General features: G+C 53.9%; 19 protein-coding genes and 1 pseudogene. 9 read left to right on the forward strand and 11 right to left on the reverse strand.

All coding sequences use genetic code 11. The features are described 5' to 3' along the window. Window positions 1–11 precede the first annotated feature (11 nt). On the forward strand, window positions 12–365 hold the full coding sequence (locus FMM72_RS04075) for an Hpt domain-containing protein (protein WP_160210881.1): 354 nt from the start codon (window positions 12–14) through the stop codon (window positions 363–365). A gap of 188 nt (window positions 366–553) precedes the next feature. Continuing rightward, window positions 554–1,006, forward strand: a complete 453-nt coding sequence (locus FMM72_RS04080) for a response regulator (protein ID WP_243151735.1) — start codon at window positions 554–556, stop codon at window positions 1,004–1,006. A gap of 143 nt (window positions 1,007–1,149) precedes the next feature. Here the strand turns inward: FMM72_RS04080 and FMM72_RS04085 are convergent, their stop codons facing one another. Then, window positions 1,150–1,566, reverse strand: coding sequence for a VOC family protein (locus FMM72_RS04085; protein WP_160210883.1), 417 nt, complete (start codon window positions 1,564–1,566; stop codon window positions 1,150–1,152). A 384-nt stretch (window positions 1,567–1,950) separates the two neighbouring features. Here FMM72_RS04085 and FMM72_RS04090 point away from each other — a divergent pair, with 384 nt between their 5' ends. The 3 genes from FMM72_RS04090 to FMM72_RS04100 are packed head-to-tail and all read left to right on the forward strand — an operon-like array spanning window position 1,951 to window position 6,227. Further along, window positions 1,951–3,699, forward strand: coding sequence for an ABC transporter ATP-binding protein (locus tag FMM72_RS04090; RefSeq protein WP_160210884.1), 1,749 nt, complete (start codon window positions 1,951–1,953; stop codon window positions 3,697–3,699). Then, entirely contained in the window at window positions 3,686–5,584 is a 1,899-nt protein-coding gene (locus FMM72_RS04095) for an ABC transporter ATP-binding protein (RefSeq protein ID WP_162220672.1), read from the forward strand. The genes FMM72_RS04090 and FMM72_RS04095 overlap by 14 nt, the downstream gene beginning before the upstream one ends. 52 nt (window positions 5,585–5,636) lie before the next feature. After that, a complete protein-coding gene (locus tag FMM72_RS04100) occupies window positions 5,637–6,227 on the forward strand; it encodes a hypothetical protein (RefSeq protein ID WP_162220673.1) in 591 nt (196 codons plus the stop codon). Between the two features lie 77 nt (window positions 6,228–6,304). On the opposite strand, the gene FMM72_RS04105 is transcribed toward FMM72_RS04100, so the two are convergent. Both FMM72_RS04105 and FMM72_RS04110 read right to left on the reverse strand, forming a co-directional pair. Then, window positions 6,305–9,547 (reverse strand): UvrD-helicase domain-containing protein, encoded by a 3,243-nt coding sequence (locus tag FMM72_RS04105; protein WP_243157720.1) that lies wholly within the window; start codon window positions 9,545–9,547, stop codon window positions 6,305–6,307. 17 nt (window positions 9,548–9,564) lie between these two features. Further along, entirely contained in the window at window positions 9,565–10,263 is a 699-nt protein-coding gene (locus FMM72_RS04110; RefSeq protein ID WP_162220674.1) for an alpha/beta hydrolase, read from the reverse strand. 159 nt (window positions 10,264–10,422) lie between these two features. Here FMM72_RS04110 and FMM72_RS04115 point away from each other — a divergent pair, with 159 nt between their 5' ends. Next, complete coding sequence (locus FMM72_RS04115) at window positions 10,423–10,722, forward strand: DUF3892 domain-containing protein (protein ID WP_160210888.1); 300 nt, start codon at window positions 10,423–10,425, stop codon at window positions 10,720–10,722. Window positions 10,723–10,794: 72 nt separating this feature from the next. Here the strand turns inward: FMM72_RS04115 and FMM72_RS04120 are convergent, their stop codons facing one another. The 3 genes from FMM72_RS04120 to yaaA all read right to left on the reverse strand — a co-directional run bounded on the left by FMM72_RS04120 (window position 10,795) and on the right by yaaA (window position 13,324). Further along, the gene (locus tag FMM72_RS04120) at window positions 10,795–11,277 is read right to left on the reverse strand and encodes a hypothetical protein (protein ID WP_162220675.1); all 483 of its coding nucleotides are present in this window, start codon (window positions 11,275–11,277) and stop codon (window positions 10,795–10,797) included. Between the two features lie 55 nt (window positions 11,278–11,332). Then, on the reverse strand, window positions 11,333–12,433 hold the full coding sequence (locus FMM72_RS04125; RefSeq protein ID WP_024731157.1) for a hypothetical protein: 1,101 nt from the start codon (window positions 12,431–12,433) through the stop codon (window positions 11,333–11,335). A gap of 144 nt (window positions 12,434–12,577) precedes the next feature. Next, window positions 12,578–13,324, reverse strand: a complete 747-nt coding sequence (gene yaaA / locus FMM72_RS04130) for a peroxide stress protein YaaA (RefSeq protein ID WP_162220676.1) — start codon at window positions 13,322–13,324, stop codon at window positions 12,578–12,580. A gap of 696 nt (window positions 13,325–14,020) precedes the next feature. Between yaaA and FMM72_RS16940 the strand changes: the two are divergent. Continuing rightward, a pseudogene (locus FMM72_RS16940) lies at window positions 14,021–14,962 on the forward strand (AlwI family type II restriction endonuclease); the annotation flags it as partial. On the opposite strand, the gene FMM72_RS04145 reads toward FMM72_RS16940, so the two are convergent. After that, window positions 14,962–15,276, reverse strand: coding sequence for a TIGR04076 family protein (locus FMM72_RS04145; RefSeq protein ID WP_162220677.1), 315 nt, complete (start codon window positions 15,274–15,276; stop codon window positions 14,962–14,964). The pseudogene FMM72_RS16940 and the gene FMM72_RS04145 overlap by 1 nt on opposite strands. Continuing rightward, window positions 15,273–15,683: a peptide deformylase gene (locus FMM72_RS04150; protein ID WP_162220678.1), complete on the reverse strand. Its 411-nt coding sequence runs from the start codon at window positions 15,681–15,683 to the stop codon at window positions 15,273–15,275. The genes FMM72_RS04145 and FMM72_RS04150 overlap by 4 nt, the downstream gene beginning before the upstream one ends. 666 nt (window positions 15,684–16,349) lie before the next feature. Between FMM72_RS04150 and FMM72_RS04155 the strand changes: the two genes are divergently transcribed. Together FMM72_RS04155 and FMM72_RS04160 are read left to right on the forward strand one after the other, a co-directional pair. After that, on the forward strand, window positions 16,350–17,261 hold the full coding sequence (locus FMM72_RS04155) for an AraC family transcriptional regulator (RefSeq protein WP_162220679.1): 912 nt from the start codon (window positions 16,350–16,352) through the stop codon (window positions 17,259–17,261). A gap of 525 nt (window positions 17,262–17,786) precedes the next feature. After that, window positions 17,787–18,134, forward strand: a complete 348-nt coding sequence (locus FMM72_RS04160; RefSeq protein ID WP_160209317.1) for a hypothetical protein — start codon at window positions 17,787–17,789, stop codon at window positions 18,132–18,134. Between the two features lie 248 nt (window positions 18,135–18,382). On the opposite strand, the gene FMM72_RS04165 is transcribed toward FMM72_RS04160, so the two are convergent. The 3 genes from FMM72_RS04165 to FMM72_RS04175 all read right to left on the reverse strand — a co-directional run. Further along, complete coding sequence (locus FMM72_RS04165; protein ID WP_160209318.1) at window positions 18,383–19,024, reverse strand: helix-turn-helix transcriptional regulator; 642 nt, start codon at window positions 19,022–19,024, stop codon at window positions 18,383–18,385. Continuing rightward, a complete protein-coding gene (locus tag FMM72_RS04170) occupies window positions 19,021–19,368 on the reverse strand; it encodes an alanine racemase (protein WP_162220680.1) in 348 nt (115 codons plus the stop codon). The genes FMM72_RS04165 and FMM72_RS04170 overlap by 4 nt, the downstream gene beginning before the upstream one ends. Before the next feature lie 57 nt (window positions 19,369–19,425). Then, window positions 19,426–19,696: RidA family protein (locus FMM72_RS04175; RefSeq protein WP_162220681.1), on the reverse strand; the 271-nt coding region annotated here is incomplete at its 5' end.

Genomic DNA, 19,696 nt, shown 5'->3' on the forward strand with positions numbered 1-19,696 from the left:
GGTGGATTTATATGGAATTTGGACAACTGCTTAGGGATATTGGGGTGGATGAAAAAGCAACGCTGGAACGTTTTAACGGTATGAGCGACCTGTTGAAAACTTTTATTCTGAAATTTCCGGCGGACCCAACCTATGAACGCCTTGTTAATGCGATTGAGGGCGGCGTGTTTGAGGACATGGAGCGAGAGGTCCATACGCTCAAGGGGGTGACGGCCAATCTCGGCATTTCCGGACTGAATGCATTTTGCAGCGAGTACCTCGACTGTCTGCGGCAGCACAAAACTGCGCCGCTTCCAAACTTATATCAGCGCATTCAGGAGGAATACGCCCGGGTAGTCAAATTGATCAATGAATATCATTCATAAGCAAGGGACTGTATTCATAAGGTATAAATGTCAAACAGCCAGGCATTTTCACAGGAAAGCGTATAGATGCGGGAAAAGCGGCCGCCGCCCCAGCGCAGTTCCATTTAGCCGCGCCTTTTTTGGGGCGCATGAATGCATACTTTTAAATATTAAACAAGCTTACAGCGCGTATGTGGGGAGAAATGGTCATGAAAAAAATAATGATAATCGATGACGACACAACCAGCCTCGCGATCGCCAGGGCGCTGCTTGAATCAGAATACAAAGTCATTACGATGCAGTCCGGTCTACAGGCCCTTGGATACCTTCAGGATCACCAGCCGCCGGAATTGATTCTGCTCGACATGGTTATGCCGGGCACAAGCGGAATGGATGTGCTCAAATCGCTCAAGGAGACCCCCAAGCTCGCGGAGATCCCTGTTATCTTTCTTTCAAGTATGGAGGGGATAGAGTTTGAAGTCGAGGGCTTTACGCACGGCGCCGAGGATTTTATTCAAAAGCCGATCCACGCGCAGCTTCTGAAAATGAAGATCAGCCGACAGATGTATATCCGTCAGCTCAAGGAGGAAAACCAGTTCCTGCACAGAAAACTCCAACTGCTCAAGATCAAGATTGAAGCTGTGCTTGATCACCTGATATGATCAAGACGGGCGCGTCCGAATACACGGACGCGCCCTCTTTTTATGCTGGAGTATCAGCGCAATCGCCTGCCCTCCATAATCCGCGACATATTCCGGCAAACCAGCCTGTCCTGGGAAGACCGGGCGCGCAGCTTCCTTTGATGTCAGTCGGACGCGTGCTCCCGCACGGTAAGCATCCAGCAGATACCAAACCGGTCGCGCAGCGAGCCATGCAAATCCGCGAAAAAGGACGGCGCCAGCTCCATAAAGATGTCGCCACCCTGCCTGAGCACATCCCAGATCCTTTGTGCTCGCTTCGGATCGTCGAGCACAACGCTGACATATTGGTTGTTTCCACACGCACACGGTCCCGACATATCGGCGCACATCAGCTCTGCGCCGTCGATTTCGATACATGCGTTTAAAATCAAACCCTGGTCCTCCTGCGAAATGGAAAAACCCGGACGCGCCGGCATATCCCCATAGCGCCGGATGGAGCGCACACATGCGCCGAACGCTTCCTCGTATGCGTCGAGTGCCTGTGCACAGTTGCGGTCAAACATCAGATAGTGTCCGATCATCGTTTTGTTTCCTCCTCAATACCCATTATACAGGCGCCTTCCTTTATGCGCTTTCCCCAGTATGCTGCCCCGTTTGGGCGCGCATATCCACACGAACGCTTGACAGCAAGCCCCTGCGTCCGCTATAATATTATCCAAAGGGTAAGCGGTGCGGCCGCTTGCAGCCGCTATGCGCGGCCAGCTGGTGTAACAGCGGCCTGAAAATGCGTAAGTCCAAATCTGCGGGACTTACGCGTTTTGCTTTTCTAAATTAAAAATGACGGCAGCGGCCGTCTGCGGGGAGGCTTTCGGGATGAATCCTGTTTTTGATCGCGCCGGCGTCCACAAACACCGGCGCCGCGATCATCCACAGCGCATCCATGTATTTAATAAAGGGGGACGTCCATGTACCGGCAACTCATAAAAAGCATCCGTGAATTCAAACGGCCCTCCATCCTTTCACCAGTCTTTGTTTCGCTGGAGGTTGTGATGGAATGCATCATTCCGTTTGTCATCGCGCAGCTTGTCAACCAGATCAAGGCCGGGTGCGGCATGGGCGTAATCGTTGGCTTTGGGGCCGCGCTGATCGCCATGGCCGGCCTGTCGCTGCTGTTCGGCGTGCTGGCGGGCAACGCGTGCGCCAAAGCGTCCTGCGGCTTTGCACGCAACCTGCGCAAGGATATGTTTTACCAGATCCAGTCGTATTCGTTTGAAAATATCGACCGCTTTTCATCCTCGTCGCTCGTCACGCGGCTGACCACGGACATCACAAATGTCCAGATGGCCTATATGATGATTATCCGCATCGCTGTGCGCAGCCCCCTGATGCTGCTGTTTTCATTCATCATGGCGTTTATTATGGGCGGCCGTATGGCGCTCATTTTTCTGGTTGTCGCGCCTTTGCTTGGAATCGGCCTGTTCTCCATCATCCGGCTGGTTATGCCGCTGTTCCGCAGGGTTTTTAAAAAATACGACGCGCTCAATAACTCCGTACAGGAAAATATTCAGGGTATGCGCGTCGTCAAATCCTATGTGCGCGAGGATTATGAAAAACAGAAGTTTTCCGCGGCCGCCGGCGACGTCTGCGCCGACTTTACGCGCGCCGAGCGTATTCTGGCCTTCAACAACCCGCTCATGCAGTTTTGCCTGTATACGGTTATGATCTTCGTCCTCTCGTTCGGTTCCTACACCATCATCACAACACGCGGCCTGGCGCTCGATGTGGGGCAATTTTCCGCCCTGCTGACATACAGCTTCCAGATTTTAAGCAGCCTGATGATGCTTTCCATGGTGTTCGTCATGATCACCCTGGCCACCGAATCAGCGCAGCGTATTGCCGAGGTGCTCGGTGAAACAAGCTCCCTCGCCTCGCCCCCGCAGGCTGTGACAGAGGTGCGCGACGGTTCGGTCGATTTTGACGGCGTCAGCTTCAAGTATGCCAAGACGGCCAAGCGGATGGCGCTTTCAAATATCAACCTGCACATCCGTTCCGGTGAAACCATCGGCATCATCGGCGGAACCGGCTCCTCAAAATCGACGCTGATACAGCTCATATCGCGCCTTTATGACGTGACCGAGGGCTGCGTGCGCGTCGGCGGCGTCGACGTGCGTCAATATGACCTGGAGGCGCTGCGCAATCAGGTTGCCGTCGTGCTGCAAAAGAACGTGCTTTTTTCCGGTACGATCAGCGAAAACCTGCGCTGGGGCAATCCGGACGCCGACGACGGGCAGCTAAAGGAGGCGTGCCGTCTTGCGCAGGCGGATGAATTTATTTCGCAGTTTCCAAAGGGCTACGATACCTATATCGAACAGGGCGGCTCCAACGTCTCCGGTGGGCAAAAGCAGCGGCTGTGTATCGCGCGGGCGCTGCTCAAGCGTCCTAAAATCCTGATCCTGGACGATTCAACCAGCGCAGTCGATACGCGCACGGACGCGCTGATCCGCAAGGCGATGCGGGAGTATATCCCCGAGACCACCAAGATTATCATCGCGCAGCGCACCTCGTCCGTGGAGGACGCGGACCGTATCGTTGTACTGGACGGCGGCGCGATCAACGCCATCGGCACGCACCAGGAGCTTCTCGCGGCCAACCCGATCTATCAGGAGGTCTATACATCACAAAACAAGGCAGGTGATCAGGATGAATACAACTAAAGGCGCGCCGGTCCCGGTAAAACATACGCTTATGCGGCTGTTTTCCACACTGTTTCGGTTCTATCCGGTCATGATGCCGATAACGCTCGTCTGCATCCTGTTCAACGCCGTGGTCAGCTCCATTCCGGCGGTTTTCATGCAGAATGTCATCGCGGCTGTCGAAGCAAGCTGGCAAAGCGGCGACTGGGCCGCGGCGGCAGGGAGGATACTTCCGCTTGTCGGCATCCTCTGCGTGTTTTATGTGCTGTCGCTCGCCGCCTCCATGACGTTTACACAGCTTATGGCCGTCATCACGCAGGGCTTTCTGCGCAAACTGCGCGAGAGTATGTTCAGCCGGATGCAGGATCTTCCCATCCGCTATTTTGACACGAACAACCACGGCGATGTGATGAGCTATTACACAAACGATATCGACACGCTGCGCCAGATGATTTCGCAGAGCTTCCCGCAGCTTGTCAGCGCGGGCGTTGTTGTAACCACCATCTTTGCCATCATGATCTATTACAGCGTCTGGCTGGCGCTCGTCGTCATCGCCGGCGTCGCCTGCATGGCGCTTGTCACAAAGCATGTCGGCGGAGGCTCCGCCCGCTACTTCATCCGTCAGCAGCATGCGCTCGGCAAGGTGGAGGGCTTTGTTGAGGAAATGATGACCGGACAGAAGGTCGTCAAGGTATTCTGTCATGAGCAGCAGAGCAAGGCTGATTTTGACCGTCTCAACGACGAGCTGTTTTCAGACGCCGAGCTCGCCAACCGCTATGCGAATACCCTCGGCCCGATCCTCAATAATATCGGCAATATCCTCTATGTGATTGTTGCGCTGACAGGCGGCGTGCTGCTTTTGTCCGGCGCGCCCAACTTGAGCATCTGCGGCCTTGGGTTCAGCATCAGCATTATTGTGCCGTTTTTAAGTATGACGCGCCAATTTTCGGGAAACATCAACCAGGTTTCCCAGCAGCTCAATGCGGTTATTATGGGTCTGGCGGGCGCGCAGCGTATTTTTGCTCTGCTTGACGAGCAGCCGGAATCGGACGAAGGGCGCGTGACGCTTGTGAATGTCCGGGAGGAAAACGGCGTGCTTGTCGAGAGCGCTGCGCGCACCGGGCTTTGGGCCTGGAAAAAACCTGACGGCGGCGGTGAGGGCTATACGCGGCTGGCCGGCGACGTGCGCCTAAAGGACGTGGATTTCGGCTATGTTCCCGGGAAAACCGTCCTGCACGACATCACCCTCTATGCCGAACCTGGGCAGAAGGTGGCTTTTGTCGGCGCCACCGGCGCCGGCAAAACAACAATTACCAACCTGATCAACCGCTTTTATGATATTTCCGACGGAGCCATCCTCTATGACGGCATCGACATCGGGCAGATCAAAAAATCCGACCTGCGCCGCAGCCTTGGCGTTGTCCTTCAGGATACCAACCTGTTTACAGGCACCGTCATGGACAATATCCGCTATGGCCGCCTGGACGCCACCGACGAGGAATGCATCGCGGCGGCAGAGCTTGCGGGCGCGCACGATTTCATCACACGCCTGCCAAATGGATACGACACGCCGCTTTCCGGAAACGGAGCCAGCCTTTCACAGGGACAGCGCCAGCTTTTGGCCATCGCACGGGCGGCTGTCGCCGATCCGCCGGTTATGATTCTCGACGAGGCCACCTCATCCATCGATACGCGCACAGAGTCCATCGTCCAGCGCGGCATGGACGCCCTGATGTACGGACGCACCGTGTTTGTCATCGCGCACCGCCTGTCCACGGTCAAAAACGCGGATGTGATTATGGTGCTCGATCACGGCCGCATTATTGAGCGCGGCAGCCACGACCAGCTCATCGCCGCGCGCGGCCAGTATTACCAGCTCTATACGGGCGCGTTCGAGCTGGAGTGACGCGCAGACGGACGGCCCCTTTTCCTGTGAGCACAATGAAGGAGGAATTATTTTGCTGCTTTTCTTGGTGTCGATCGCTCTGGCCGCGTGGGTGACGCGGGCTTACCATAATATCATGCAGGTCGATCTCGTTTTCCTGGCTTTTCTGGCGCTCGCCCCCCTGCTGCACCGCGTGCGTTTTTCAGCCGGGCTTGAGCGCGGCGATGGGAATGTCTCTGTTCACATCCGGTTCGGCTTTGCGCCCGCGGAGCGGGAACTGTTCCCGAAAACGGTTGTCCTCAGCATGGCGCTGAACGTTTTTCTGCTGCTCGCCTTGGAGACGGCCATGCAGCTTTCCCCCTCGCTTTCGGTTCACTATGCGCTGCAATGCCTGTTGTTTTTGATTCCGGTCCTTCATCTGCTGCTGTTGCGCAGCCGGGCGTTCCTTTTTGCCGATATCTGCTATGGCGGGGTGATGGCGGCGCTCTGCGCGGCGGACAAATTCTTTCATTCGCTTGATACTTCGATCGAATTCTTTCTGTATCTGCTGCGGCGCGATGCTGTCAAATGGCTTGCAATCACGCTGGCCTATGGCGTGTTGTGGGGCGTATACAGGGCGGTCAAAGGAAAACTGATAAAAACCCGGCTGCCGCAGAGGGGGTAACAGCCGGGCGAATACCCTGAAAAGGCCGGGCGGGCCCTCGTGTGAGGGCCCGCCCGGCCTTTCCTTATAGGCTTTTCTTAAAACAGGCTCATCTGTTTGGCCGGCTCCTCCGGGCGCGTCCATGCGACCGACCGCTCCAAGCAGTCCTCCGGGATATCGCCAAGGAAAACGGATGGCGCGCCCGAGGTCAAAAGCAAAAGCTCCTCCTGTGCGCGCGTCATGCCCACATAAAAGAGCCTGCGCTCCTCCCCGGGGTCGCTCTGCCCACGTATTCCGACATGCGGGAGCATCCCTTCATTGATGCCGCAGAGGAACACAACAGGGAATTCAAGCCCCTTGGAGCCATGCAGCGTCATCAATGTGACCGCGTCGCTGTGGTATGCCCTGGTCCCGCTGCGGCGCAGGTCGCCCTCCTGCCCCAGCGCGACGCCGGAGAGCAGCTCCGGCATGCTTTTGGCGCAGACGGCCAGGCCGCGCAGCCGCTGAAAGGCGGGTTCGTCCTCAAGCTTCATTTGGGCGATCCACAGATCGATCAGCTTTGCGGGCTTTTCCTTTTCGGCCGCCAGCTCCGCAAAGGCAGCACGCAGCGCCTTCAGACGCTCCTGCCCCAAAGCAGCTAACGCCAGATGCGCAGACAGGCGGTCACCGTCGTTTAACAGGCTGCGGAAAAAAGCAAGCGCCGTCCGGACCGCCTTGTCCGTGAGATAGCTTTCCCGTCCGGCCACGTTGTAAGGGATGCTCTCCTTATGAAAGCACTCCTCCAACAGCGCCGCCTGCCTGTGCGTGCGGTACAGCACCGCGATATCGCCAAAGCCGCGGGGCGAGGACTCCTCCCGCATGGGCGCGCCGCCCTGCGAGTGGGCGTCGAGCATGTCAATGCCGCCCACCATCCGGTTGATTTCCTTGGCGATAAACAGCGCCTCGGAAAACGGGGTTTCGGCTGTGAGCAGCCGAACCGCGCCGCCATCCGGCCGCACAGCCTCCAGCCGGCGCGCTTCGCGCTGCTTTGGCGGCAGGCTACATGCAATCACTGGCAGCGCGCAGTTAAGAATCTGCGGCGTGGAGCGGTAATTTTCGGTCAGGCGGATCACACGGCCGTCCGGGCAGTCGCGCGCAAGCGTCTCAAAACACAGCGGGTCTGAGCCGCGGAAACCATAAATCGCCTGATCCGGATCACCGATCACAAACAGCTCGTCCCCGTCCCTGTTCCATGCGCGCACCAGCCGGTATTGAATCGGGTTGATGTCCTGAAACTCGTCGACCAGCAGCCGCCGGAACGGTTCACGCTCCTGTTCAGTGAGCGCGCCCTGCTCGAAAAGCGCAAGCGTTTGCAGGATCAGATCGTCATAGTCGAGGACGCCGTATTCCTCCAGACGCTTACAGTAGTATTCAAACAGCGTCTGCTCCGCTTCATCCGCCTCTTTCCCGGCGGTCAGCCCGTTTTTTCGCGCTGAAACAGCCGCCAGTACATCGCGGGGCCTTTTTTTCAGCCCCAGCTCCGCGCAAAGCTCCTCCGCAAGGGCCAGCGCCGCCGCCTCATCAATCAGTGCCACCGCGCCCAGCTTGTCCCTGAGCAGCTTCATGCAGAGCCCGTGAAAGGTCCCTACCGACACCTTTCGGGCCGTCCGCCTGCCAAGCTCCTGTTCCAGCCGCCCGGCAAGCTCGGCTGCAGCCTTATTTGTAAAGGTCACGGCTGTGATCTGCCCCGGCGCGGCCACTCCTGTCTCAACCAGGCGGCGGATACGGTACACAAGCGTGCGCGTTTTGCCTGTGCCGGGTCCCGCGACGACCGTAATTTGCCGCCCCTGCGCGCTGACTGCTTCCCACTGGCGCTCGTTCAATCCGTAATGCGCGGCCGCGTCAGTCAAAGCGGCCGCATGTTTTGGAGCGGCCGCGCCTGCGGCCGCCTTTTTCGGCGCGCCGCCTGCCTGTGCGGCCGCTTTTTTGTGGGACGGCTTTTCACCGCCCGCCGCAAAAAAGCTTACCTGGCCGGAATAAGCGGCGATCTCACGCGCGTCCAGAAGCGTGGCCCGTCCGTATTCGCCGTCATATCCCGGTTCCCAGGCAACCTCTCCGGCGCGCAGGCGGCGCACGCCCTCCGCCACGCAGGGACCCGCCAGCCTGGAAAGCTCCTCAAGAGGGATCTGTCGCAGGACCGAAAGCTCTGAGCCAAGCTCCCGGAGCAGCTCCTCATAGCGGGCCTGCACCTTCTTGCTTGCAGGCGTCGCCCCAATGCAGGCGGCGATTGTCTCGGGCAGCGGAATGACACTTTCAAAATCCTTTGCCAGCTTTGGCCTGAAACCCGCCGGACGGTCGGCCAGCTCCTCCACGCGATGCAGCACCCCCACGGTGATCCGCCGCCCGCAGACAGGGCAGACGCCGCCCGCCGCGGCCGTTTCGGCTGGCGTCAGGCACACCTTGCAGCCGCGGTGCCCATCCATATGGTATTTGCCCTCCTCGGGATAAAATTCAAGCGTCCCCAAAAATTCGTCCGTCTCGGGGTGCGCCAGTGCGTGCGCAATCGCTGAGAAGGAAAGCTCGGTATTGAACAAATTGGCCTCCCGCGCGAGCTTCGATGGGGAATGCGCGTCCGAGTTTGAAACGAGCGTGAAGCGGTCAAGCGCGGAAATGCGCCAATTCATCGGCGGATCGGAGGAAAGCCCTGTTTCCAGCGCGTGGATATGCGGCGTCAAATCGCCGAAGCACGCCTCAATTGTATCAAAGCCCGAATATGCTCCAAACAGGGAAAAATGCGGCGTCCAAATATGCGCCGGGATAAAGATCGCCCGCGGGCAGATCTCCAGGGTGATTTCCAGCAGATCACGGCTGTCAAGCCCCAGAATCGGCCTGCCGTCGGAATGCAGGTTCCCGACCTGCTCCAGCCGGTGCGAAAGCGCGTCGGCCGACTCAAAATCCGGAAGCAGGATCACATTGTGGACCTTCCTTGTTTTCCCGTCCTTTTTATAGATGGAGCTGATCTCCGCGCTCAACAAAAAACGCGGCCTGCACGCCGATGAATCGAACGCCGCTGCAAAGCGCCGGCCCGCATCGGGCGCGGCGGCGCCGGGCAGTGCCGCCGCGTCGGTCCTGTACACGTCCTTGAGGACAAAGACGCCGTCGCCCGCCGGCGCAAGCTTTTCCCTCAATTCCTCCCGCCAGGCGGGATGTGTAAAATCGCCCGTGCCGATCAGATCAAGCCCTTTTCGCCTGGCCCAAAGGTCGAGCATCTCCGGAACGCAGTCCCGGCTGGTCGCCCTTGAATATTTGGAATGAATGTGAAAATCTGCTGTAAAACGCATCGATGATCTGCCCCTTTCCATATCCATACCACCGCGCCTTATTCCATATGCGCCGCGGTCCACTGCTCCAGTACCGCGAGCTGCTCTGGCGTGTGAAACCAATGCTCGCCGTCTTCCATCACCGTTACCCCGCAGCCAAACCGGCAGGCAAAGGCGTCCACGGTTTCGCGCCGCGTCAGATTGTCCCCGCCGGCATATAAAATTTCCGTTGGAACATCCCACCGCGCGATGGGATGTTCCCGCGCATATGCAAGGTAACGCCACGACAGCGTTTCCCCGAAATCCGTGGCAATCTCGCCCTCCCGGCGCAGCCGCTGTTCATCGACACCGGCCCAGCGCATCATATCACAGATCAGCAGCTCCATATCAAGTACCGGCGAAACGAACAGCGCCTTTTCCAGCGGCTGGCCGGCAAATGCCAGCATGGAAAACCACGCGCCTAGGCTGGTTGCCCGCAGGGCCGCGCAGGGCCAGCGCCGGCGCGCCCAGCCCAATACGGACCGTAGCTCCGGGACCGCGTGCCATGGGTCGAAGCCCACAGGGCCGCCGAGGCGCGCGCCGTGCTCCGGCAGATCAATGGCCAGAACCTGCCAGCCCTCAGGGCAGACGATGTGGGCAAACGGTTCCCCCTCCTCCTTGCAGCCGGATTTACCGTGGACATACAGCCAGACGCGATCCGCCCGGCCGCCATAAAGCACGGCGGGGATGTCCCTGATCTTTATCGTTTCATTTATCATATCATTTACCTTTCTGTTTTGAATAAGTTCTGAGACATATTTGAAAAAAATTCCTGTATCCATCCTATAAAATCCATCGGCCGCCGGCCGTTGTACGCCGGCTGTTTTTGGGCATACTGAACCCAGGCTGCGCAGAATGATAAAAAAGGAGAATCATCGATGGAACAAAATCAAACAGGCCCGTCTCTGGCGCAAAATACGCTCGATCAAATTCCGTCCCCCGCTCCAAACGCCCGCAGGATCACCGCGCTGGTCAAGCAGCGCGGCAAGGTGGTCGGCTATCAGCTCTCCGATCACACCACGCTCGGCAAGCAGCAGGCGGTCGATCTGGCGCGGCAGGGCGGCATCGCCGGCGTCGGCATTGCGCACCGGGGCGACACGGAATATCTCAAATCCATTCCGGACGGCAGCGAGCAGAACAATTTGAGCAGCCTGCCCTCCATCCCGTCGGCGCAGTAAAAGAACAGGACGCGCCCGCAGCGTATCGCTGCGGGCGCGCTTTTGGGGAAACAGCGCCTCTCATAACGGCTGCTATGAAGCGCCTTCCTGTGCCTGCCGGTACCTGCCTCCTCTGCCGGTATCGGGAATCGTCTTTTCGACGGGATTTTGCATGATATAGTCGGCCAGCTCCTGAAAAAGCTCCAAATCATCATAGGAGAAATTGGCATCGTCATCCAATATGACAGTGACCTCATATCCCACATTCTCCGGAATTCCGGGGTATATTGTGTAGAGCGTAAAGTCCAGGACCCCGTTCTGCTCGTCCTCAACCAGCAGCTCAATAACCGGGCCGCCGTTTCTGACATCAATATTTACACCGGATTCAAGCGGTTGTCCGTTCTGTACAAGCTGCAGAATGGATTCCATTTCCTTACTGTCGTCAATTCTTTTTTGTCCATAAACACGGGTCGCCCCCCGGTAGGTAAGCGTCACGAACGTCTGCGCATAGGCTTCAAAACTGAGCATGATTGACAGCAGAACCGAAAGCAGTCCTATCAGCGCATACCGTTTCATAAATATTCAACCTCCCGCAAACGGCTTAAAAGCAACGGATGGTCTGGCGCGCATATCAGGTCGTAATTGTGGATTTCCAATTGTAGGTTAAGCCCCCATATGTATATTGGAACCCGAGCTTCTGAGACGGCTGACCATTTTTGTAGAGCCATTTGTAGGCGCCCGTATTTGAATCACTGATTCTTATGCCGTATCGAGAGGCCGAGGAATCGCTTGAATAACCGCAAAACGCCGTGGAGTGCCCATATCTGCGGTTCACCTCGAGCCAGTTTATGCAGCCCGGACGCTGTTTACTCACATGGGGCTCCATCTGATTCGGGGTCAAAACGCCCTGCAGCGTGCCTTTAACGCCATAGCAGGTATTTAGTGCATCGACAATATCTTGATCCGAACCGCCCGCATCATATCCTATGCCCATTTTATCACAAATTGCAAACGGTGTATAGGCATTATTTTTTGTAATAAATTTCCCAATCAGCATAGTGGCGGCCGCCCAACACTCACCGCGTGTCTGTTTATAAGTGCCTACATTAATGTTGGCCACATATGCCGCCCTTGTCTGCGGCGGAATTGCAAGGCTGTACTTTTCCCGATCTGAATAATATTCAGTCTGATCGCTGTTTTGCGCGGCAAGGATGCTCTCTGCAGACGGCGAATCAGCAACAGCATTTACTTCCGGCATGGCAAACCGGTATTCTTCTATCAGCTCGGCTTCATCGGAAGTCTTAAAGAACAACTGATTTTCTGTTACTACGATGCAAAATTCCGAACGATTACTCTTTATGTATTCATCGATTTGAGACGCCCATTCCGAACCGAAGGAATATGTCGGATCCGATTTGTTTCCGTGAATCCCCAAAACTCCAAGTATCTCATGATCTGAATAAACAGGGTAATAGCTTGCAGAATCAAATGTTACAAGTGATGAATCTACATATTCGTAAGCAGGGATTTTATCGCCGACTTGTACACTGTCTATGTTTTCGGATGGCCCATCCGTTGACAACCAGGCAAGCAATAAATTTTGAATACATGAAATGTCATTATCAGAAAAAACGTTTCTGATGCCGCCTGATTCCGGTTCCTCCGCGCACAGAGGCATGCACATCACAATAGCTGTGGAAAGCGCCAGCAAAATGGAAATCATTTTTTTCATTCTTTGCCCTCCTTAACTTTGTTGGGTTATTTTTCATTATTATACAATTATTTATAATAAAAGCAAAGTATTTACAGTAAAATTTTTCAAATTAATAGATTCATCAAGCAACGGACGCGCCGCTTTCTGCGCGCGTTCAAATCGTCACTTCTCTTTGATAAATACAAAACGGTCCGCCCCGGAACGGGCGGCGTCGAACCGGTATCCCAGGTCGCAAAAATCTTTCAGCCCCTCCGGCTGCATAATTGCATGTTCAGCAATAAAACGCACCATTTGACCGCGGGCCATTTTGCAAAGCGTGCCTTTTTCCACCACTTTTCCATTGACAGCTTCTCCGAACACACAGTTAACCAGACGCACCGGCCCCGGCAGATGCGCCTGTACGGCCCGGCTGTATTCTTTGGAAGCCAGATTGAGCACCCAGTCCGTCTCCCGCGCCAGAGCCAGGGCCAATTTGTCCCCCCAAAACGCGTATAAATCCCGATGGCCATCGACAGCCAGGCGCGCCTGCATCTCCAGCCGGTAAGGGACCACGCCGTCAAAGGGGCGCAGCAGCCCATAAAAGCCTGAGAGGATGCGCAGATGCTCCTGAATAAATTCAAATTGTCCCGTTTCAAAAACCCCCGGCGCCATATACTGATATTGGATGCCCTCATAGGACAGAATCGCGGGCGTCAAATCCCGCTCCAGGTCCATATGGCGCAGCCGATCCACATTGAGGGCGGCGATGGCGTCGTTGCAGTTCCAAAGGGCTTGCAGGGCCGGCTCCGGCATGGCGCGCAGCGCGGACAGCAGCCGCCGCGCCTCGGGCAAAAATTGCGGCAGGCTCTCCGGCGGCAGGCTGTCGGTATCCACATGCATTTTTTTGGCGGGTGAAATGATGATTCTCATGACGGCCTCCTGTCCGGGCTGTTTGAAAAAAGAGCCGTTTCGATCATATCACATACCGCGCCATTTGAAAATACTTTCGCCTTTTAAATGATGCTGGAGAGCGCGCCGCTTTCAGACATAGGGCAGGGGGAAAAGCAGGTGCATTTCGCTTGCGTTTCTAAAAAAGTATCGGGAGGACCTGGCCGGCCCTTTCAATGCTTTTTTACTATATTCCCACTTTTTATCAAGCGGCCGCATCAATGCTGGGGACGGCGCTTTCAGCATACCAGGCCGCCGCCTGCGCTTTGATTTCGGCGCACGCGGTCTCATACGCTTCGCAATACGCCCCGCGCGTTTCATCAGCTGGCAGCAGGCCTTCGGCACAGTCATCCGCTGGAATGTTACGCCGGCCGTTCCGGATTCCAGGGGGGCAGCCCGCTATACGGTTGCAAACGATGAGAAAGCGCGGTATACTAATCGCAGCGCGCACTGTCGTGTGATGGAGTGATCACATATACCTGTTAGCTATAAAAAGCTGTGGAAGATCTCCATTGTCTGCGGCATGAAGACGAAAGACCTGCGCGCCGCCGGTATCGGTCATGCTTCAATCGCTTGGGGCTGTTTGAAAAATGAAGTTGCAGCAGACGTGCCTGTAAAAATATGTACCGCGTGACAGTGCGATATGGACGATATCACGAAAATGACAATTGGCACAATATTATCCAGACGAAGCGCCATATTTCGTGCAACAGCAGCACCCGCAAGGGGAAGATGTGATCGTTACAATCCCGCCAAAGCAAACCATGCGGCCCCGGCCGCTCCCCGAGCCGCTTCCCGCCCAGGTCGCCTGCTATCCGCCCATGCGCTTCATGGGTTCCAAAAGCAAGCTTCTGTCTGAAATCTGGGCTGTGGCGTCACAATTTAAATTTGACACGGGTGAAATTGCCCGGCGCAAAAAAAGCTATGATATGATAGCGGATAATTTTTCAGATTACAGCGACATGAATATGCGATGCCTTCGCATTTCCGGTGTTCTTCAGCGCAAGGGCCGCGGGCTTATGATCGTCCCGCCAAGCATGTTTTAGCAGAAAAGCTTGCTAAAAGCACCCCGGGAAACGGCTCCATCATGGATGCTTACAGGATGCTTTGCGCCGGCGCTCCATTGCCGACAGACGATATGGAGGTTGCAAAGGCTCTGCTTGACGACCTTGTAAAACAGATGAGCGCCCGCCGCATTGTTTTTGACATTTCAGACCTGCCGCTCACTACGGCCGCAGAAGTAAATATTGCAAGGCAGCAGCTTGAAAGCATTGTGGCCCAAACGGATGAGATCAGCTATGCAAATGAGCAATGTAACCATGTGAGTTTGAGGACTTTACAATTTTAACAGAAGTCACAATGTCGGCATCATCCCGCCAGGAGGCGATGGAAGGCGAGCCGGTCAGGCGTCATGTTTCAGACGCTGTGCTGAAATACAATAAACCTGTATATGGGCTGTTCATCGCTATAAGGATCGATACAAATACCGCGGAAACATTCCGGCATGGCGTCTGGTATGCCAAAGGAGATAAAAAGCAGCGTCTGGATATTATTCCGCTTACATTGGCGCAATTCCAAAAATACTTTGCGGCAATGTTTCAGACAAAGCAGGCCGCTCCTTATCCTGCGTCCTCGTCTAGGGCCTCCACCAGAAAGCTCACCGGACGAAAACCGTCGTTGCAGGAGAGCATGGCGGATTTGGGGTCCTTCATCCAACCGTTGTAAAAATTCTCTCCGCCGTGGCTCAGGGCCAGCACAAAGGGAGAGAGCGTGTCCCAGGCGCTCTGGCAAAAGCCTTCCGGTTTTTCCCAGCCGTTGGCGATAAATACCTGCCCCTCCTCCATATCGCAGGGGTGGTTCATGGGGTTCTCATACCGGGTTATCAGATCCTCGTACCGGGTGATGCGCATGACAGTGATCTTACACTTTTTCATATAATGACGCCCTCGCAGTGATCAATCTCGTGCTGGATGATCTGAGCCGTCCAGCCGGTGAAGGTTTTCAGGCGCTCCTGAAACTTCTCATTTTGCCAGCGCACCTTGATGGACTTCCACCGCCTGGCTGGACGGGTGCCGGCGAGCGAGAGACAGCCCTCCTCCGCGTCGTAGGGGTCGGACTTTTTGATGATCTGCGGATTGAACATGACCATGTATTCGCCCTCGTTGTCGAATACGATGATGCGCTTGCTCTCACCGATCATATTGGCCGCCATGCCTACGCAGCCGTCCCTGTGGCGCTCCAGGGTTTCCAGCAGATCTGCGGCAATGGGCAAATCGTCCGGCGTGGCAGGCTCGGCCTTTTGGGCCAGAAACACCTCGTCTTTACAGATTTCACGAATCATAATCGTTTCTCCTTGTGCTCTTGAATGGCTGCCGCAATGATTTGGACTGCAACGCGGGCGCCTAATGTATTGGGGTGAACGCCGCCGGCTGCATGGAGGTCTTGCGTATCGGACAATTCATAAAAGCGCCGGCCAGCGCTGGCGATGAGGGCGCGGTTCTTTGACAAGCGCGCCCCGCCACAGGTGTGGCGGGGCGCTTCCACGTCGGTCAGCCCCGGCATTTGGGCAATATTATTGATAAATGTAAAAACTGCCGCCTGGCATGAGAATGCGCATGACGACGGTTCCTTGCGGTTTTTTCTGTCAACTTGAATTATACATGGTTATGCACAATGAGGCAAGATGCCCTGATCAGACGGATGTATAGGGTCATTCTTTTGTCAACTGCCTGTATGTGCAATCACATAGGGCGGCACTGTTGAAGCAGCGGCCGGAGCAGAGTGTATCCAATGTAGCCGGCGGACGCCGGCACAACAAGAAGGCCCTCCCCGGCGCCGTTTTGGCGCCGGGGAGGGCCTTCTTTCTTAACCTCTATGCCTTGCTTTTATAAGTATTTTGAAGGCTTCTTTATGATTGGTAAGTACAAATGCAAAAGGGCATTGTACGAAAAGCGGATTTGTCTATTATATGTTAGGATTTGAGTAACAAATAAAGGAGGAATATGTTATGCACGCATGGGAAGCAATTCAAAAAGCAGTCAATTACATTGAAGAAAATTTGCAGGAAGAAATCAGTACGGAAATGTTAGCAGAAATGGTTTCATTGTCCCCATTTTATTTCCAACGCCTGTTTAAGAGGTTGGTAAATAAATCCGTACAGGAATATGTCAAGCTGCGCCGGCTCTCTAAAGCCATTACCCAACTTCATGCAGATGACCAACGGATTTTAGATGTTGCCTTAGCATATGGTTTTTCCAGTCACGCCAATTTTACAAGGGCTTTCAAGGAAACGTATGGTATTACGCCGGAAGAATACAAAAAGACGCGTCCAATGCTAAATACGTTTATCAAACCGGAAATCGCTATGAATTATGTGCTGATTGACGAGGGCGTACCGCTCATTGTTGATGATATTGTCTTGGAAATTCGCAGAGAAAATTTGGTTTGCGCAGAAAACTATATCGGGTTTACGGCTGACGTCAAGATCGCAGAACAAATACCTGTTGGCGAAAGCACAGGAATTGACGTGCCGGGACAACTTTGGACGCGTTTTCACAAAGAAAAATCTGTACTCGCGGAACATGTTAATCCTGCTGTAGAATTGGGAATGTCATATATGGCAGAACCCAAGAAAGGTATCTTTCAGTATTTTGCAGGCGCACTTTTGCTGGACAAACGCAGCGATACAAATGGCTTTGTTACAAAAGAACTGCCCGTAGGAAATTATATTGTCTGCAAAATTGAAGCAGAAAATTTTGCAGAACTGGTAACGCAAGCATTGGATAAAGCAAACAAATATCTGTTCGAAACATGGCTTCCAAGTCACAAATTAACCATAGAACCGTTTTCTGCTGAAAAATATTATGTCAATTGTGATTGTGGGAATTATATGGAAATATGGGTAAAATCCTCGGATTAGAAACAGCGAATGCTATTAAAAAGAGGGTCAATATTTAATTGCTTTTCAATTTCCAGTTTGTAGTATTGAATGAAACAAACAGAACAGGGAGCGGACAGCCAATAAAGGCTGTCCGCTCTTTCTAAGTTTTCTGTCATGAACCGTTCATAATTCAATAGCTGTTCCCAGGTCAGCCATTCTGAGATGTATTGTATAACGAATGGTTTCACCGCCGAATACATTACATTGGCTGCGGCTCATTTGCGGCAGAATAGCACAAGGCAAAAAGGGGCGGTGATCGACCAGCAGGAGAAAACCAAAGCGGGAACGTCTGGGGATGACCTGGGCGTTCCTTCCCTGCCCAGTATGGACAGGCCCGCAGACGCCGCCGGCGGATTGTACATCGGCGGAACTGCGCCAGATATATGCCAGTGCAGCGCTTGCCACTGCTGCCAGTGCCGATCATTGAGAGTTGAAGGGCGCTTGCAACTATGGTATACTTTGTTCGTGCCAATTCGATAAATTGGGGATTTGAGGTGGGCAGATATGTTTAATGAGATATGTATATATGAAGCGAAATTAACTAAGTTAGATGAAATCGAAGAGCTGATGAAAGAAGTGGCTGAATTTTATTTGAAGCAAGATGGCGTCATTGATGTGCATTACATAAAACGTACTCACCGACAAAAGGATTTCAATGCGGTTAAAGAGGGTGAATTGCCAATTCGTCTTACAAGAAATATTGGCAAAGTGACCTATGTCCTATATTGGGTGTTGGAAAGCGAAGAGGTCCATGCAAGAGTATCTAAGCTTGGTATTGAGAAATTTTATAAACGTTGGAATCGTTGTTTAACCACAATGCCTAAAATAATTCTAGGTGAGAATGTCATCTAATATACGGCTTCCATTTTATCGGGGGGATTTCACCTTTTGGGTGAAATCCCCCTTGATGCATCCCCTCTTAGTTTTGTATTTTCGGGAAAGTGTTCCCATATCATTTTTATTGCAACTATTTTTTATAGATTGCACTTTGCAATCTATAAAAAATTGGCCATCCGCGCCGTCCCCGGCGCGGGGCCGTATGATCAAAATGCGCCTGCCCGCAGAGCGGGCAGATGCGCAAAAAAATAGTTGCTTTGCAACTATTTTTTATCCCGTACTTCGTCAATGTAGCTGTATACAGTCACCCGGGAGATTCCCATTCGGCTGCCTACCTGATCCACCGCACCTTTCAGCAGGAAAATACCCCGCTGATCCATAAACCGGATCAGTTCCAGTTTTTCTTCCCGGCGCAGCCTTGACATATCTTTATTTCCAATGATTTTGTCAATCAGATCGGTGACGATCTCACTGACATGGGTTAACGCCTCCTGAGAAACCTCCGCCGGAGCGGCGTTTTCTTCCGCTTTGGGCATCAGGCTTTGAAGCCATTCAATTTGTTGAGAGATTTTACTGGTATCGATGTTAATGCACAATGCCCCCACAACTTTGCCTCCAAAATCTTTCAGCAGGGCAGTGGAGGATTTGATGAGCCTGCCGTCTGCTGTGTGGAAATAATAGTTTGTCACTACGTCGTGATCAAGCTTTTTGGAAAGGATTACCCGGGGGACCAGGTGGTCAAAGCTTTGTCCTACTTGCCGGCCGGTAACACGGTTGTTGACAGTATAGATTACGGATTGCTGAGGGTTTTCCAAGTCATGGAGGACTACTTCGCAATCGTCACCGATGGTTTGAGCAATCATATGTGCAAGAGGAATATATTGAGCCAGAATGGGTTTGATCATGAATTTCGCGCGCTGTCCGGGCCGGGAAGCAACGCTTTCCTCCTCTCTTTGTCTGCTTGGTAGAAAATTGATGTACTGTTTATCATAGCACTTTTGAAAAAATGGTGCAACAAATTCTCTGCCTGTTGTGCCATGACTTCAGCCTCGCCTACTTTGGCTACAGTGACGCCCTTGGCGCCTAGCTGTTCCTGTAGCCTGGCGATAGCCGGTATCTTATGGGTCTTGGTGTGGGGGCGAAGCGCAACTCCCTGGCGATTGGCATAATCCTGCATAAAATGCAGATTATCCATCATCTTTTCGCGGTCGATGATGAGCGCCGGGGTATCAAGCTCCTTATAATTCATCCCGAAAGCCTCCTGCTGTAAAAATTTGGGCGGTACATTTTTGGGTGATTTCGGATCCTAACTGTTCATGTTTACTTTACATTCCCGCTTCAGTTGAACAACTGCCTCGACTTCCACCAGGCAGCCTCCATACAGGTTATTGGTGGGAACCACCACTCTGGCGGGTTTGTGATCACCAAAGAAGCAGGCGTATTCTTCGTTCAAATCGGGCCAATAAGCCACATCCGGCAGGTAGACCCGGCACATGACAACATCGCTTCGTTCTGCTCCCGCAGCAGATAAAACGGTATCCAGGTTTCGCAAAGCCTGGGCGGCCTGAGGAATTACC

Source organism: Anaerotruncus colihominis (assembly GCF_010206195.1).
GTDB classification, from domain to species: domain Bacteria; phylum Bacillota; class Clostridia; order Oscillospirales; family Ruminococcaceae; genus Anaerotruncus; species Anaerotruncus colihominis_A.

Excerpts from the sequence above, each read along its gene's own strand:
- FMM72_RS04105 (WP_243157720.1), bottom strand. The coding sequence starts at position 9,547 with ATGGAAAGGGGCAGATCATCGATGCGTTTTACAGCAGATTTTCACATT.
- FMM72_RS04075 (WP_160210881.1), top strand. The coding sequence starts at position 12 with ATGGAATTTGGACAACTGCTTAGGGATATTGGGGTGGATGAAAAAGCA.
- FMM72_RS04160 (WP_160209317.1), top strand. The coding sequence starts at position 17,787 with ATGTTTAATGAGATATGTATATATGAAGCGAAATTAACTAAGTTAGAT.
- FMM72_RS04165 (WP_160209318.1), bottom strand. The coding sequence starts at position 19,024 with ATGATCAAACCCATTCTGGCTCAATATATTCCTCTTGCACATATGATT.
- FMM72_RS04145 (WP_162220677.1), bottom strand. The coding sequence starts at position 15,276 with ATGAAAAAGTGTAAGATCACTGTCATGCGCATCACCCGGTACGAGGAT.
- FMM72_RS04080 (WP_243151735.1), top strand. The coding sequence starts at position 554 with ATGAAAAAAATAATGATAATCGATGACGACACAACCAGCCTCGCGATC.
- FMM72_RS04110 (WP_162220674.1), bottom strand. The coding sequence starts at position 10,263 with ATGATAAATGAAACGATAAAGATCAGGGACATCCCCGCCGTGCTTTAT.
- FMM72_RS04085 (WP_160210883.1), bottom strand. The coding sequence starts at position 1,566 with ATGATCGGACACTATCTGATGTTTGACCGCAACTGTGCACAGGCACTC.
- FMM72_RS04115 (WP_160210888.1), top strand. The coding sequence starts at position 10,423 with ATGGAACAAAATCAAACAGGCCCGTCTCTGGCGCAAAATACGCTCGAT.
- FMM72_RS04155 (WP_162220679.1), top strand. The coding sequence starts at position 16,350 with ATGCACGCATGGGAAGCAATTCAAAAAGCAGTCAATTACATTGAAGAA.
- yaaA (WP_162220676.1), bottom strand. The coding sequence starts at position 13,324 with ATGAGAATCATCATTTCACCCGCCAAAAAAATGCATGTGGATACCGAC.
- FMM72_RS04170 (WP_162220680.1), bottom strand. The coding sequence starts at position 19,368 with ATGAATTATAAGGAGCTTGATACCCCGGCGCTCATCATCGACCGCGAA.
- FMM72_RS04090 (WP_160210884.1), top strand. The coding sequence starts at position 1,951 with ATGTACCGGCAACTCATAAAAAGCATCCGTGAATTCAAACGGCCCTCC.
- FMM72_RS04120 (WP_162220675.1), bottom strand. The coding sequence starts at position 11,277 with ATGAAACGGTATGCGCTGATAGGACTGCTTTCGGTTCTGCTGTCAATC.
- FMM72_RS04125 (WP_024731157.1), bottom strand. The coding sequence starts at position 12,433 with ATGAAAAAAATGATTTCCATTTTGCTGGCGCTTTCCACAGCTATTGTG.
- FMM72_RS04150 (WP_162220678.1), bottom strand. The coding sequence starts at position 15,683 with ATGATTCGTGAAATCTGTAAAGACGAGGTGTTTCTGGCCCAAAAGGCC.
- FMM72_RS04095 (WP_162220672.1), top strand. The coding sequence starts at position 3,686 with ATGAATACAACTAAAGGCGCGCCGGTCCCGGTAAAACATACGCTTATG.